The 14,317-nt window shown below is 74.0% G+C and carries 11 protein-coding genes; 1 reads left to right on the forward strand and 10 read right to left on the reverse strand.

Annotated features, from left to right (window positions below; all coding sequences use genetic code 11):
* Positions 1–17: 17 nt before the first annotated feature.
* A complete protein-coding gene (locus ACH4TG_RS00130) occupies positions 18–692 on the reverse strand; it encodes an FHA domain-containing protein (protein ID WP_398239196.1) in 675 nt (224 codons plus the stop codon).
* Positions 693–873: 181 nt separating this feature from the next.
* On the opposite strand from ACH4TG_RS00130, the gene ACH4TG_RS00135 reads away from it, so the two are divergent.
* Positions 874–1,008, forward strand: a complete 135-nt coding sequence (locus ACH4TG_RS00135; protein ID WP_398239198.1) for a hypothetical protein — start codon at positions 874–876, stop codon at positions 1,006–1,008.
* Positions 1,009–1,176: 168 nt separating this feature from the next.
* Here the strand turns inward: ACH4TG_RS00135 and ACH4TG_RS00140 are convergent, their stop codons facing one another.
* From ACH4TG_RS00140 to ACH4TG_RS00180, 9 genes are all read right to left on the reverse strand, one after another.
* Entirely contained in the window at positions 1,177–2,505 is a 1,329-nt protein-coding gene (locus ACH4TG_RS00140) for a VWA domain-containing protein (RefSeq protein WP_398239200.1), read from the reverse strand.
* Between the two features lie 159 nt (positions 2,506–2,664).
* Positions 2,665–4,071: a PP2C family serine/threonine-protein phosphatase gene (locus tag ACH4TG_RS00145; RefSeq protein WP_398239202.1), complete on the reverse strand. Its 1,407-nt coding sequence runs from the start codon at positions 4,069–4,071 to the stop codon at positions 2,665–2,667.
* A 3-nt stretch (positions 4,072–4,074) separates the two neighbouring features.
* On the reverse strand, positions 4,075–6,714 hold the full coding sequence (locus ACH4TG_RS00150; RefSeq protein ID WP_398239204.1) for a tetratricopeptide repeat protein: 2,640 nt from the start codon (positions 6,712–6,714) through the stop codon (positions 4,075–4,077).
* 111 nt (positions 6,715–6,825) lie between these two features.
* The gene (locus ACH4TG_RS00155; RefSeq protein ID WP_398239206.1) at positions 6,826–8,115 is read right to left on the reverse strand and encodes a hypothetical protein; all 1,290 of its coding nucleotides are present in this window, start codon (positions 8,113–8,115) and stop codon (positions 6,826–6,828) included.
* Positions 8,116–8,181: 66 nt separating this feature from the next.
* The gene (locus ACH4TG_RS00160) at positions 8,182–9,201 is read right to left on the reverse strand and encodes a glutamate ABC transporter substrate-binding protein (RefSeq protein ID WP_398239207.1); all 1,020 of its coding nucleotides are present in this window, start codon (positions 9,199–9,201) and stop codon (positions 8,182–8,184) included.
* 35 nt (positions 9,202–9,236) lie between these two features.
* Positions 9,237–10,544 (reverse strand): hypothetical protein, encoded by a 1,308-nt coding sequence (locus ACH4TG_RS00165; protein WP_398239209.1) that lies wholly within the window; start codon positions 10,542–10,544, stop codon positions 9,237–9,239.
* A 542-nt stretch (positions 10,545–11,086) separates the two neighbouring features.
* Entirely contained in the window at positions 11,087–12,121 is a 1,035-nt protein-coding gene (locus ACH4TG_RS00170) for an N-acetylglucosamine kinase (protein ID WP_398239211.1), read from the reverse strand.
* The gene (locus tag ACH4TG_RS00175) at positions 12,118–13,401 is read right to left on the reverse strand and encodes a 6-phospho-beta-glucosidase (protein ID WP_398239213.1); all 1,284 of its coding nucleotides are present in this window, start codon (positions 13,399–13,401) and stop codon (positions 12,118–12,120) included. Before ACH4TG_RS00175 ends, ACH4TG_RS00170 begins: the two co-directional genes overlap by 4 nt.
* Positions 13,398–14,306, reverse strand: a complete 909-nt coding sequence (locus ACH4TG_RS00180; RefSeq protein WP_398239215.1) for a carbohydrate ABC transporter permease — start codon at positions 14,304–14,306, stop codon at positions 13,398–13,400. The genes ACH4TG_RS00175 and ACH4TG_RS00180 overlap by 4 nt, the downstream gene beginning before the upstream one ends.
* Between the last annotated feature and the right edge of the window lie 11 nt (positions 14,307–14,317).

A 14,317-nucleotide genomic window follows, 5' to 3' on the forward strand; every position in this document is an offset into this window, starting at 1 on the left:
GCGGGGCGCGGCCCGCGTCAGGCGCGGCGCAGGGTGATGGTGGTCCAGGCGCCCACGTGCACCCGGTCGCCCTCCTCCAGCGGTACGGGCGTATAGGGGCGGATCGGATCCTCGGCCAGGTTGACGGTGGTGCCGTTGGTGGAGTCCTGGTCCACCACGGACCAGGCGCCGTCGGGCTGCTGCACCAGCACCGCGTGCTTGTGCGAGACCCCCGGGTCCTCCGGGGCCCTGGCCAGGTCGATGTCCGGCGCCTCGCCGGTGCTGTGCCGGCGGCGGCCGATGGTGATCTGGTTGCCGGTCAGCGGCAGTTGCACCTCGGGCGAGAACGCGGGGAAGTACAGGCCCTGGGCGTCCGGCCCGCTGCGGGCCATCATCGTCGTGAAGTACTCGCGGTCCGCGGCGACGACCGCCACCCAGGCGGTGGCGCGGTCCGGCTGCGACGGCACCACCGTCGGCACCGACGACGGCGGCGCGGTCACCGAGGTGGCCTCGGAGGACCCCGCGGAGTCGGGGGCCGGCGAGGGCGCCGGCACCGGCGACGACGGCGGGTCGAGCAGGAAGTCGCCCGAGCCCGAGGCGAGCGTCAGCGACTCCGAAGGCACCGGCTCCGCGGGCCGGTTGATCTGCGACGGCCGCGACCGCTGCGACTCGTACCGCTGGTAGGGCGGATAGCCCGGCGCGGTCGGTGGCACGCCGGTCGGTGGCACGCCGGGCCCCGGCACCCCGGCCTCGGGAAATCCCGGCTCGGGGAAGCCCGGTCCCGGCCCCGGTCCCGGCGCGGGGACCGGGTGCGGCCCGACCGGCGCCGGCCCGGAGCGGCCGCCGAAGTGGTACCGGCACTCCTCGCAGAAGAGCGCGGCGCCCTCACGCGGCGTGCCGCAGTGCGGGCACAGCTCCGCCGCGGCCGTCGGCTCCGACGCGAACCCGGGCGGGGAAGGCGACGACGGCGGCGCCGATGCGGGCGACGCCGACGACGAGGAGTACGACGACGGCGGGTGTGAACCGTGACTCGACGCGGACGATGCGGGCGGCGGTGTCATCCGCATCCCGCAGACCTCGCACCAGTCGTCGGTCCCCGACTGGTGTCCGTTCGGACAGATCGGCATGGCTCCGGCTCCCCTCCGCCCCCCGGGGGGCGGATCCACAGGTCGTGCGCGAGCACTATGTACCCGTCTGCTATTTCTTCACGCGCACGGTCTTCGTCGACCGCGTCTCCAACGTCATCTCGTCGGCGTCGGCAACCCTGGCCTTCAGCCGCACAGTACCGCTCGCCGCGTCGACCACGTCCACGACCCTGGCCAGCAGTTTGGCGGTGTCCTCGTTGCCGGACGCGCTGGCCAGCTGTACCGCGCGGCCCAGTTTGGCGGTCGCGCTGTCCAGGTCGCCGGCCTTGCGCGCCTCCAGTCCCTGCTGGATCACCTGGGCCAGTTCGGCCTGGCCGGTGTAGTGCGCGACCTGCGGACTGATCCGGGTCGAGGCGGCCATGTCGTCGGTCCACACCGCCCGCACCAGGCCCTGGCTCAGCACCTCCGGCGAGCCGCCGGGCTGCGGCAGCACGAGCGAGAGCCGCGCCGCCAGCATCTCCTGGCCGATGCCGGCCGGATGCACCCGTACGCACACGTGGTAGTCGCGGGACTCGTCGCCCCACGACCCGGTCGGGTAGTCGCCGGTACGCGGGTTGGCCTCGGTGCGGCGGGCGGTGAGGTCCTCGACGGTGGGCGCCACCTGCTTGACGAACGCGATCTCCGCGCCCTGCGGGGTCCACAGGCGCAGGGCGACGTCCGCGACCTCCTTGCCCATGGCGTTCTCCATCATCGCCTGGAAGTCGGCGGCCAGGCCCTCCGGATCGGCGACGATGTCCACCGAGCCGAGCATCGCCGAGGCGATCCCGGTCAGCTCCTTGACCTCCCAGTCGGTGCCGACGCCGCGCGCGTCGCAGGTGAACCGGCCGGCGCAGGCGGTCAGTGCCGCCTGCAACTCCTCAGGCTTCTCATGCTCGTTGCGGCCGTCGGTGAGCAGGATGCCGTGCCGGATCGCCACGTCGCCGGTGGCCAGCAGCCGATCGGCGAGCTTCAGCCAGGTGCCGATGGCCGTGCCGCCGCCCGCGGTGAGCTTGCGCAGCGCCTGCTTGGCCTGCGCGCGGGTGGCCGCGTCCGCTATGGCCAGACCGCCGTTGGCCGGATACACCTCCCTGGCCTGGTGCGTGCCGGCCACGACTGCGAAGGCGACGCCGTCGCGCAGCGTGTCGATCGCGACGGCGGTGGCGTCCCGCGCGTTGCGCATCTTCGTCGGCGGGTACTCCATCGAACCCGAGCAGTCGACCATGAGGACCACGCCCGCGCTGGGCCCGGACGTGCCGTCCAGCGGCCGGCCTCCCGAGGTGCCGCCGCCGGTGGCGGTGACCGTCACGATCGCGTTGACCTCGCGACCCCCCTCGGGCAGGAACTCGTTCTGGTAGATGTCGAAGGAGAACTGCGGCACATTCGACTTGGAAATACTCGGCATCGTCAATCCCTGCGCTCGTGAAGCTCGTTGCCTGACCTGACCTGCCCTGACCCGCGCCGGTTCCGCGGTTCCGCGGCGTGCTCCGGCGCGTTTCCCGGCGCCCGCCGGGCACGGCGCACCGCCCCCGGCCGGCCCTCCCCCCCGGCTTCTCCTCGTCGGTCAGGCGGAGGGGGATCCTGCCCGTGACACGGCTGCCGGGAACGGCAGCACGGCGACCGTTACGTTGTCGTGGCCGCCGCCGTCCAGCGCCAGGCCCAGCAGGGCACGGGCGGTGGCCAGCGGCCGGGAGCGGGCGTCGGCGGGCACGGCCTCGGCCATCTCCGCTGCGGACTCCGCGTAGTTCCACAGCCCGTCGGTGCACACCACGATGACCCCGGACCCGTCCGGCTGGAACGCGGCGACGTGCGGATCGACCTCCACCGCGTCCGCGCCGAGCCAGCCGGTGATGGCGTGCGCCCGCTCGTCCGCGTACGCCTCGGCCTCCGACATCAGTCCGGCGGAGACCATCCGGGCGGCCCACGAGTCGTCCTCGGTGAGCCGCGCGGCCGGCTGGGTGCGGTCGTCGGGGATCCAGTACGCCCGGCTGTCGCCGATCCAGCCGACGGTGAACACCGGCCCGGTCAGCACCGCGCTCACGCAGGTGCAGGCCGGGGCGTTGCGGTGTGCCCGGGCCTCGGGGACCGGCTCCTCGTCGGCGAGCGCGGTCACCGCGTCGAACGCGGCCATCAGCGCGCCGCGCATCGCGTCCTCCGCGCTCGCGCCGCGCTCCAGCGACCCCAGCAGCGACTCGCTGCCCGCGGCCGACGCGGCCGCCGAGGCGTCGTCGGGCCGGTACGCGGTGGACACGCCGTCGCACACGACGGCCGAGACGGCCTTGGTGCCGTCCGGCAGCGAGGCGGCCGCGACCGCGAACGCGTCCTCGTTGCGGTGGTGGCGCAGCCCCCGGTCGCTGACCGCGGCGACGCCCTCCAGCTCCTTCTCCTGGTGGTCGCGCTGGCGCGGCTGGGCGTGCCCGCAGTGCTCGCAGTAGCCGTCGTCGTCCACGCCGCCGACGCCGCACGCCACGCACATCGGGCCGGTCCCGGCCGCGGCGGCCGGTTCCTCCTCGCGCGGGTCGGACAACCGGGAGGGCATGCCGAGGACCAGGGTGTCGCTGCCGCCGGAGGCGCCGTCACCGGAGTCCCCGCCGCTCTCCCGGCTCTCCTCGTCGCCGTCCTGACCCGCGGCCTCACCGGGCCGGGCGGCCGGCTCCGGGGGAGCGGCGGCGGGCGGCGCGATCCGGAAGGCATCGGCGGAGGCATCGTCGGACCCGGCGGTGTCCGTTGCGCCGGACGGCGCATCGGGGGCGGACCGCGCGCCGGGGGCGGCGCCCGGCGGTCCGTCGCCCGCCCGCTGCGCTCCCACCGGAGGGGCGGCCGGGGCCGCGGCGGTTGACGGCGCGGCCGTGACGTCATGGCCGCAGTGGCCGCAGAAGCGGTCCTCGGCCTCGAGGGGTTCGGCGCACACCGGGCAGGCCGCGGGAATCGCGGGAGCCTCGGAGGGAGCCGACTCGGGCAGTGGTGGCATGTGTTACACCCAGGTCCTGGGGCGGAAGCGGTTGGCGCGCTCCACCAGTTCGATCCTCGCACCGTCCTGGCGGGCGAGCCGGGCCAGCACCCGGTACGAGCGCTCCAGGCCGAACCGCAGGCCGCGCTCGCTGAGTTCGGCGCCGAGCACGCCGTGGCCTCCTCCCGACGGTACGCCCGCGAGGGCGCCCGCGGGTGCGCCGACACGGCCGGCCAGCACCCAGTCCAGCGCGCTGCCCAGCACCTCGGTCGCCAGCTGCTCGCGGCGGTCGGTGTCCAGACCCTGCCGCTGCAGCGCCTCCACCTGCCCGGCGGCCGCCTGCAGATCGGCCAGCAGCGCCTCCTGGGGCGACCGGTCCCGCAATCGGGATCTGATCGCGGCGACCCGGGCGGCGGTGAAGTGGATCGACGACTCGGGCACCGACTCCAGGGTGCGCACGGCGCGTTCCCGGTCGCCGGACTTCAGCAGGACGCGGGCGAGCCCGAACGCGGCGCTGACGTAGCTCTGGTCGGTCGTCCACACCAGCCGGTAGTACTCGGCGGCGTTGTCCAACTGGCCCAGCACCTCCGCGCACACGCCCAGCGCCAGCTTCGGCGCGGGCTCGCCGGGGAAGGCGTCGTAGACCGCGTCGAAGCTCAGCGCGGCCGTCCCGTGGTCGCCGGTGCACAGCGCGGTGAGGCCGCGGTGCCACACCATCCGCCAGTCGTCGCCGTTGTGCCCGGCCTCGTCGGTGAGGGCCTGAAGGACCTGCCGGGCGCCCCCGGAGTCACCGAGTTCCAGGCGGGCGCGCAGCTCGCGCAGCCGCTTCTCGGTCGACTCGGCGGGGGCCGACGCGAGGGCCGCGACCAGTTCGGCCGGCGCGGTCGCCGAAAGCCCGGCGAGGAAGCCCGCGTTGGGGTCGCCGGGGTCGACGTGCGGGACCGGCAGGGCCAGCACGGCCGCGGTCGGGTCGAGGCGGGAGACCGCGGGCCCGCTCCGGCGCGGACCCGGGACGGCGGGCATACCGCCCTGCGCGGGCACCATCTGCGGGGCGGGGCCGAACCCCGGCGGCGCCGCGGGCGCGGGCAGTGCGGCCGGCGCGGTCGCGCCACCCGCCTTGTCGCGCTTGCGGGCCGCCTTCTCCAGGGCACGGTCGGCGCCCAGCACCGAGGTGTCGCCGAGCATCGGCTTGACCAACTCGGTGTCGACCACGCGCAGTTCCGGCCCGAACAAGGTGGACAGCGCCGGCCGCGGCACGCCGGTCTCCAGCGCCACCACCTCGCGCAGCACCCCGAGGAGCTGGTCCGACATCTCCTGTGCGGACGCGAACCGATTGCCCGGGTCGGGGTCCGTCGCCCGCACCAGCAGGCGGTAGAAGGACTCGTACCGGGAGAACACCTCGATGTTCGCCGGGTCGGGCAGGCTGTCCGCGAACACGTTCGTGTAGCCCTGGAAGTCGAACGTCAGGACGGCCAGGGTGCGGGCGACGGTGTAGATGTCGGAGGCCACCGACGGCCCCACCTCGGCGACTTCGGGCGCCTGGTAGCCGACGGTGCCGTAGATCGCCGACTCCGTGTCGTCCATCCGCCGCACCGCGCCCATGTCGATGAGCTCCAGGCGGTCCTCGGTCTGGATCGCGTTGTCGACCTTGAAGTCGCAGTACAGCAGGTTGCGGCTGTGCAGGTAGCCGAGGGCGTCGAGGGCCTCGATGGCGAAGGCGATGGCCTGCGCGACGGGCAGCGGCTCGCGCCGGCCGTCGGGCGTGCGCCGCTCGTTGGCGATCTCCTTGAGCGACTTGCCGCCGACGTACGCCATCACGATGTAGCCGTCGAGGGTGCCGGTGCGCTGGTCGAGGTGCTCGACGAAGTTGTAGATGCGGACGATGTTGGGGTGCTCTATCTCGGCGAGGAACCGTCGTTCGGAGACCGCCGCGGCCAGCGCGTCCTCGTCCCCGGTGTCGAGCAGGCCCTTGAGCACCACCCAGCGGTCGGAGACCGCGCGGTCGATGGCCAGGTAGATCCAGCCGAGCCCGCCGTGCGCCAGGCAGCCCACCACGTGGTACTGCCCGTGCACCACGTCGCCGGGCCGCAGCTTGGGCGTGAAGGAGTACGGGTGGCCGCACTTGGTGCAGTAGCCCTCGGTGCGGCCCGGCCGGTCGCCGCGGCTGCGCCCGACCGGGGCGCCGCAGTCGCTCTTGCTGCAGAACCGCTTGCGCTCGGGCACCTCGGGGTTCGCCATCACGGCGGAGGCGGGGTCCGGGCGCGGGATGGGCGGCACGGCCACCAGGCCCGCGCCGAGCTTGCCGCGCGAGGGGCCGCTGCCGCTCCTGCTGCTGCGCACGGACACCGAAGGACCGCTGCCGTTGCCGGTCATGGCCTGCGAGAGCCGGCCGGACACCGAGCGCTTGGACGCCTGGGAGGTGGATCTGGACGAGCGCGAGGAGCGGCTGGACGACGAGCGGCCCGAGTCCCCGCCCGAACGGGCCGCGGGGACCGGCGCCGGAGCCGGCGCCGGAGCCGGGGCGGGCGGGCGGCCGCTGCCGGCGCCCGCGGCCGTCCGCGCGGCGGCGGGCAGCGGCGCGAGGCCGCAGGTGTCGCAGTACAGCTCGCCCCCGCCCACGTCCTCCAAGGTCCCGTCGCACCCGGGCCGTTGGCACTTGCTCACGGTCTCCCCCTCAACCTTCCCCTGACATACGGCAACGGCTTCACTGGATTCGACGGTCTCCGGGGATCCGGCGGTTCCTGCGGTCCGGTACCCGGACCGAAGTGCCGGCGGTCACCCGGGCCCCCGGCGGTCGCTGGGGGTGCGCGGCGTGCCGAGGTCGGCCACCGCCTGCTGGTAGCGCTGCACCGCCCGCTCGGCAGCGGCCAGGTCGCACGGCGCGCTCCACAGCAGGCGGCGCGCCTGGTCGTACCGCTCGATCAGCAAGGGGTCCTCGGCCATCTGGAGCCGCGCCACCTTCGCCCGGTAGGCGTCGAGGCGGCCGCGCAGCTCCGCGCGGACCGCCAGCGGGGCGGTCACCGCGGTCAGCGAGTCGCGGGCGCGCAGCAGTTCGTCGTCGGCGTGCCCCTCCAGGCTGTCCAGCAGCGGCGACAGCCGGTGCCACTGCGCGGTCCTGGCGAACTCCTCGGCACCGGCGAGCTGTTCGTGCAGCGCCGAGGCGGGGCCGCTGACCGCGGGCACGTCCGACGCGAGGATCTTGGAGAGCACCTCGACGCGGGCGGCCCGCGCCTCGGTGAGGGTCCGGTCGGCCCGCGACATCACGTCGCGCAGCCGCTTGAGCCGGTGCTCGGCGTCGTCGCGGACGTGCAGCACCGCCTCGACCTCGCGGCGGATGTCCTCCAGGCGCCGCCCGGCCTGGTCGTAGCGGGCCGTGTCCGGCCGGCCGGGGGGCGGCTGGGCCTGCCAGAAGGCCAGCGGGTCGGAGACGCTCTGCGCCCGCAGCGCGGTCAACTCGCCCGCGAGGTGCTCCAGTTCGTCGCCGGACGGGTGGGTGCCCGGGCGGACCCCGACCGAGTGCGCCAGCGAGCGCACCCGCTGGGTCTCCGCGGCCAGCAGGTCGATCCTGGCCGGCAGCGCCGACCACACCGAGTCGGCGGCGGCCACCGTCTCCATCGCCTGGTCGTACCAGCCGTTCATCCGCCGCAGCAGCTCGTCCAGGCTGAGCTGCTCGGTGAGCCGGGCCGGGCCGGTCAGCGAGCGGGCCGCGTCCGGCACCGCGGCGCCGGTGACCGTGACCCCGTCACCGCGCAACAGCTCGGTCAGCCGGGTGAGTTCGGTCTGGGTGGGCCAGCGGCGGCGGGCCCGCAGGGTGCGGGCGTCCTCCAGCGCGGCGGTGTACGCCTCGAAGTGGGTCCACAGCGCGGAGATCGCGGCGTCGGTCTCCGCCCACCGCTCCTTGGTCAGGCCGGTGAGTTCCGCGCCCTCCAGCAGCCTGCGGCCCGAGTGGTCCTGCAGGGCCAGCAGGGACGTCTCGACCGCCTCGTGCTCGGCGTCGAGCCGCGCCAGGGCGCGGTCCACGTCCTCCCGGCTCATCACCGGCCCGGATGGTCCAGCGACCGCCATCGCACCCTCTTTCGTCACGTCCGTCGTCTCCCGGCGCCCGTCACCGCACTCCGGTCACTGCCCCGGTCACTGCCGGTACTTCGGGGCCGGCGGCCCGGTGATGTCCGGCAGGTCCTTGGCGAGCCAGTGCTGGTACGCCAGCATCCACTTGCTCTGCGCACCGCCGGCCTCGTACGCCTCCAGCACGGCGTTGACCTTGCGTACCAGGTCGGGCTCACCGGGCTTCATGGCCACACCGTACGGCTCGTGGGTGACCGGGGTGCCGACCAGGTGCACGGACGGGTCCTGTGCGGCCTGCCCCGCGGCCAGCGCGTTGTCGGTGAACACCGCGTCGACCAGGCCCAGTTGCAATCTGACCAGGCAGTCGAGCTGGTTGTCCACGTACACCGGCGTGGAGCCGTGCGGATCGGCTTTGAGTGTGGACTGGCCGGTCGAGCCGTTGGCGGTGCAGACCTTCTTGCCCGTGAGTGAGCTGTCGAAGCCGGTGATCGAGGAGGTGCGGGGCGCGAGGATCTGCTGACCCGCCTCGAAGTACGGTGCGGAGAAGACCACCGGCTTCTTCTTGTCGTTGATCCGCTCGCAGTTGATGGTCACGGTACGCACGACCATGTCGACCGAGCCGTCGTCGATCCGGTCGAAGCGCTTGTCGGTGGGCACCGTCTTGAACTGCACGGTGGCGTTCTTCTTGCCGATGATCGCATCGGCCAGTTCGTGCACGAGCGCGATGTCGAAACCGGCGAACTGGCCGGTCGCCGGGTCGCGGAACCCCCACAGGTAGCTGTTCTGGTCCACGCCGACCACCAGCCGCTGCCGGTTCCTGATCTTCTCCACCGTCGGCCCGTCGGTGGGGCCGGTCGACGGGTCCAGGCTCTGGTCGTCGCAGCTGCCCTGCTCCTGGTCGGGCGCCGAGGCGTACTGCGCGCGGACGACCGGCGTCCCGGCGCTGCGGGTGACCGGTGCCCGGTCGCCCAGCGGCGTGAGCGTGCCGGCGACCGCCAGCGTGCACACCGCCGCCATCGCCGCGACGCCGCCCCAGCCGCGCCGCCCCCACAGTCTGCGGCCCCTCAGGTGTCCCCAGTCGCTCACCGCACGCCTCCCGCCCGGTCCTCCCGGCACCCCGCTCACCGGTACTCCGCCAGCCGGCGCCCGATGCCCAGCAGCGCACCCGCCGCCGCCAGGACGGCGAGCACCGCCGCCCCGTACGGCAGCAGCGCCATTGCGGACCTGCCGTTGTCCGCGGCCGCCCTGAACTCGTCCTGCTCCACCTGCACGGCCGCGGCCAGGCTGGTGTCCACGGCGTTGAAGCACTCCGCGGTCGTGGCGGTGACCGCCGTCCCGCCGCTGTCCTTGCCGCCGATGACGTCGGCGACGGCCGTGGCGTAGTCGCCGTTGTCATCCTTGGCGCGTTCGGCGGTGTGCCGCTCCCGCCAGGTCTTCATGCTCGTGATCGCCTGCTGCACCGGGGTGCGCCCCTTCGCGGTGTCGGCCAGCGCCAGGGCCTGGGCGAGCTCGCCGCCGTCCCCCGCCGCCTGCGTGCCCGCCAGTTTGTCCATGCCGTCGCTGAAGCTCTGCTCGTAGGCGGCCCCCGAACCCCGGGCCACCAGCGTCAGGTTCTCGTTGCCGCGGGCCTGGAGCACGTCGATCCGGGCGTTGTTGAGGACCTGCATCGAGCGGGCGCCGTGCGCGTAGGAGTCCGACAGCTCGCTGCGGGCCACGCTGTGCCCCGCCACCAGCCACAGCAGTGCCACCGCGCAGGCCGTGCTGGCGGCCAGCATGCCGCGGTTGAACACCCGGTTGGTGCGGCGGTAGTGGCGACGCTGCGCCCACACCAGCGCGACCAGGGCGGCGGCGCCCAGCACCCAGGCCACCCACGGCAGCGCCTTGGCGTCCGTGTAGTCGGCGTTCAGGCGGTCGGTCTCGGCCTGGTAGAGCTTGTCGGCGGCGTCCAGCAGGCCGCCCTTCTGCTGCATCTGCTGGTCGGCGAACCGCAGGTAGGCGCCACCGAGCGGCAGGCCCTGCAGGCCGTCCGCCTGGGCGGTCGCCACCAGCTTGGTGTAGTAGGGCAGTTGCCGGTTGAGCGCGGTGATCTGCTCGTTCGCCTCCGCCGAGCCGTCGCTGCTGGCGGCGGCCTGGGTGATCAGTTCCGCGGCCTTGCGGATGTCGGCGTTGTAGCGGTCGGTGGCCGTCCGCGGCTCCTGACCGCCGGCGAGGAAGCCGCCGGCCACCGTGGCGTCGGCGTCGGCCAGGGAGCGGTAGATCTCGGCCGCGCTGTTGCTCAACGGGCCGCTGTGGTGCAGGACATGATCGGTCGCGGTGGCCCGCTCGCTGATCTGCCAGGCGGTCGCGGCGCCGAACGCCAGGACCAGGACCGCCAGGACGGCCCCGATGATCCGCAACCTGCCCGGTTCGGTGCCCGCCGACGCCCGCATCCGCAGCACGGTCTCCGCCCAGGCAGGCCGGCGCCGCGGGGCGCCCGGGCCTCCCGGTGCTCCGGCAGCCTGACTCCCGCCCCGTGTCGGCGACTGCGTGTGCGTCACACACCCTCCCCCTGCATCTTTCGCGCGTCCGCCAGCAGTATGGCCGCCACCGGCCGCCCACCTCCAGCGCCTTGGGTTTTCGGTCTCTCGCCTCCGGGGTCTCGAACCCGGTGTCCGTCGGTCGTTCGTACGCGCCCGCTCCGCTCGCCGTGCGCGTTCTCCCGGTGGACACCGGCAGCCCCTTCGGCTCGATGCCGAGTGGTGGAACCTCCCCCGTCCCTGCCCACCCTCACCTGCCCACACGCCGCTGGGCTGCCGGGCGGTTCCGGTGACGGCCCCGGAGACGGCCGGACCCGGCTGCCGCGGGACGGCGCCGCGCCCGGCCGCCGGAAACGTTACCGGTGGGTCGGGAGGGGAGCCGGCGGGTGGCAACCGGGTCGGTGCGGGCCCGGGGGGAGGGGCCCGGCGGGCCGGTCCTGGGGGGACCGGCCCGGTCAGGCGTAGTGGGCGCGCAGCGCGGCGTGCGCCTCGGCGGGGGCGCCCACGTGGTCCAGCCCGAGGAGCGCGGCCCCCAGCACCGGCGGCGCGGTCACCACGTGCGCCCGGGCCTTGGGGGCGCGGGCGGTGAGCCGCTCGTCGAGCGCGTCCATCAGGTACGCGTTGCCGGCTGCCATCACCCCGCCGCCGAGCACCACGTCGGCCTCCTCGTCCAGCAGCCCGAGCCGGCCGAGGGCCACCGCGGCGAGGGCCACGATCTCGTCCGCCTGCCGGTCCAGGATCGACCGGGCCACCGGGTCGCCCGCGTCGGACGTGGCGAACAGCACCGGCGTCAGCTCGTACCGGGCCTGCGCCGGTATCCGCTCCAGGTGCAGCGCCTCGATCAGCGCGTACATCGAGTCCAGGCCGAAGTGCGCGGGCAGCGTCGTCGCCAGGGCGGTCGGGCCGCCGCGGCCGTCCTCGGCGCGGGCGGCGTACCACAGCGCCTCCTCGGCCAGCCCCGAACCGCCGCCCCAGTCACCGGAGATCTTCCCGATCGCGGGGAAGCGGGCGGTGCGCCCGTCCGGCAGCATCCCGACGCAGTTGATGCCGGCGCCGCAGACCACCGCCACGCCCTGCGGCCGGTCCACGCCCGCCCGCAGGATCGCGAAGGTGTCGTTGGCCACCCGGGTGCTGCGCGCCCAGCCGCGGGCGTGCACCGCGGCCTCCAACTGCTGCTCCTCGACCGGAAGGTCGGCATTGGCCAGGCACGCCGAGGTGTGCTCGACGAGCGGCGCCCCGGCAGCCGCCCCGCCGGGCAGGCCGGCGTCGGCCACCGCGCGCTCCACGATCTCCGCGACGACCCCGACGGCCGTCTCGACGCCGACGATCGGGGGCTGGAACCCGCCGCCGCGGGCGGTGCCGAGCACCGTCCCGTCGGCGGCGACGATCGCCACGTCGGTCTTGCTGTTGCCCGCGTCGACGGCCAGCACGCCGCCGGGGACGAGCGGCCCGGGAGTGGCCCCGGGCAGCGGGTCCCGGGGAACGGTCACGCCCACGCCAGGTGCTCCCGGTTGTGCGCGATGAGCCGGTCGGTGAGGCCCTCCGCGTACGTGTACTGGCCCACCAGCGGGTGCGAGAGCAGCGCGGTGAACACCGCGTTCCGCCCCGCCGCGGCCGTGGCGGACCCGTCCAGCAGCGCGGCCCGCAGCGCCAGGTCCTCGTACGCCGTCACGTTCGCGATCAGGCCGGCGTACAGCGGCTCCAGGGCGGGGACGGGCAGCGGCGTGGCGCCGCCGGCGTCCACCACGGCGGGCACCTCGATGACCGCGTCGTCCGCGAGGAACGGCAGCGTGCCGTTGTTGAGGGTGTTGACCACCTGCACGTCTCCGGTGCCGCGCAGCAGCGAGGAGGCGAGGGCCACGGCGGCCTCGGAGTAGTAGGCACCGCCGCGCTTGGCCAGCAGCGCCGGCTTCTCGTCCAGCGCCGGGTCGCCGTACATCTCCAGCAACTGCTTCTCCATCGCGGCCACTTCGGCGGCGCGCGACGGCTTGGTGCCCAGCTCGCGCACCACCTCGTCGTGCGCGTAGTAGTAGCGCAGGTAGTACGACGGCACGACCCCGAGCCGGTCGACGATCTCCGGCGGCATGTGCAGGTCGCTCGCGATGGACGCACCGTGCTCGGCCAGCAGCTTGGGCAGCACGTCGGCGCCGTCCGGGCCGCCGAGCCGCACCGCGCGCTCCCACGTCAGGTGGTTGAGGCCCACGTGGTCCAGGTGCACCTGGTCGGGTGTGACGTCCAGCAGCGCGGCGAACTTGCGCTGGAAGCCGATCGCCACGTTGCACAGGCCGACGGCCCGGTGCCCGGCCTGCAGCAGCGCCCGGGTGACGATGCCCACCGGGTTGGTGAAGTCGATGATCCACGCCTGCGGCGCGACCCGGCGGACCCGCTCGGCGATGTCCAGCACCACCGGCACCGTGCGCAGCGCCTTGGCCAGGCCGCCCGCGCCGGTGGTCTCCTGCCCGATGCAGCCGCACTCCAGCGGCCAGGTCTCGTCCTGGTTGCGGGCGGCCTGGCCGCCGACGCGCAGCTGCAGCAGCACCGCGTCCGCGCCCTCGACCCCGGCCTCCAGGTCGGCGGTCGTCACGATCCGGCCCGGGTGGCCCTGCTTGGCGAAGATCCGCCGTGCCAGGCCGCCCACCAGCTCCAGACGGTCGGCCGCCGGGTCGACGAGCGCCAGCTCCTCGATCGGCAGCGTGTCGCGCAACCGCGCGAAACCGTCGATGAGTTCGGGTGTGTACGTGGACCCGCCGCCCACGACTGCCAGTTTCATCCCTTGACTCCCGTCAGGGTCACGCCTTCGATGAAGGCCTTTTGTGCGAAGAAGAACACCATGATCACCGGTGCCATCACGAGGACGGTGGCGGCCATGGTCAGATTCCAGTTGGTGTGGTGTGCGCCCTTGAACGACTCCAGTCCGTAACTCAGGGTCCATGCAGCGGGGTTGGAGCTGGCGTAGATCTGCGGCCCGAAGTAGTCGTTCCAGCAGTAGAAGAACTGGAACAGGGCGACCGCGGCGATGGCCGGCTTGATCATCGGCAGGATGACGGTGAGCAGCGTGCGCAGCTCGCCGCAGCCGTCGACCTTGGCCGCCTCGGTGTACTCCTTGGGGATGGTCAGCAGGAACTGGCGCAGCAGGAAGATGGTGAACGCGTCGCCGAAGGCCATCGGGATGATCAGCGGCCACAGGGTGCCGTCCATGTGCATCTGCTTGGCCCAGAACAGGTACATCGGGATGATGATCACCTGCGGGGGCAGCATCATCGTCGAGATCACCAGCATCATGATCACGTTGCGCCCGCGGAAGCGGAACTTCGCCAGCGCGTAGGCCACCGGCAGCGACGACACGAGCGTCAGCAGCGTGCCGCCGACCGCGTACAGCAGGGTGTTGCGCCACCAGGTCAGGAAGCCCGGGGTGTTCCACACCGTGCCGAAGTTGGACCACTGCCAGGTGTGCGGCCACAGGTCCCTGGTCAGCGCCTGGTTGTCGCTCATCACCGCGGTGAGGAAGACGAACACGAACGGCAGGACGAAGAAGGCGGCGGCCGCGATGCCGAGGGCGTGCACCGCGATCCAGTGCAGGGTGCGGCGGCGCTGCGCCGCCCGCCGGGCCCGCGCGTCCACGCTGGTGCCGGTGCCCCGGACGGGGACGTTGCGGTCAAGTGTTGCCTGGGTCATGGACGTTCAGT

The sequence above is a fragment of the Streptomyces sp. NPDC020917 genome, from assembly GCF_044333795.1.
GTDB lineage: Bacteria > Actinomycetota > Actinomycetes > Streptomycetales > Streptomycetaceae > Actinacidiphila.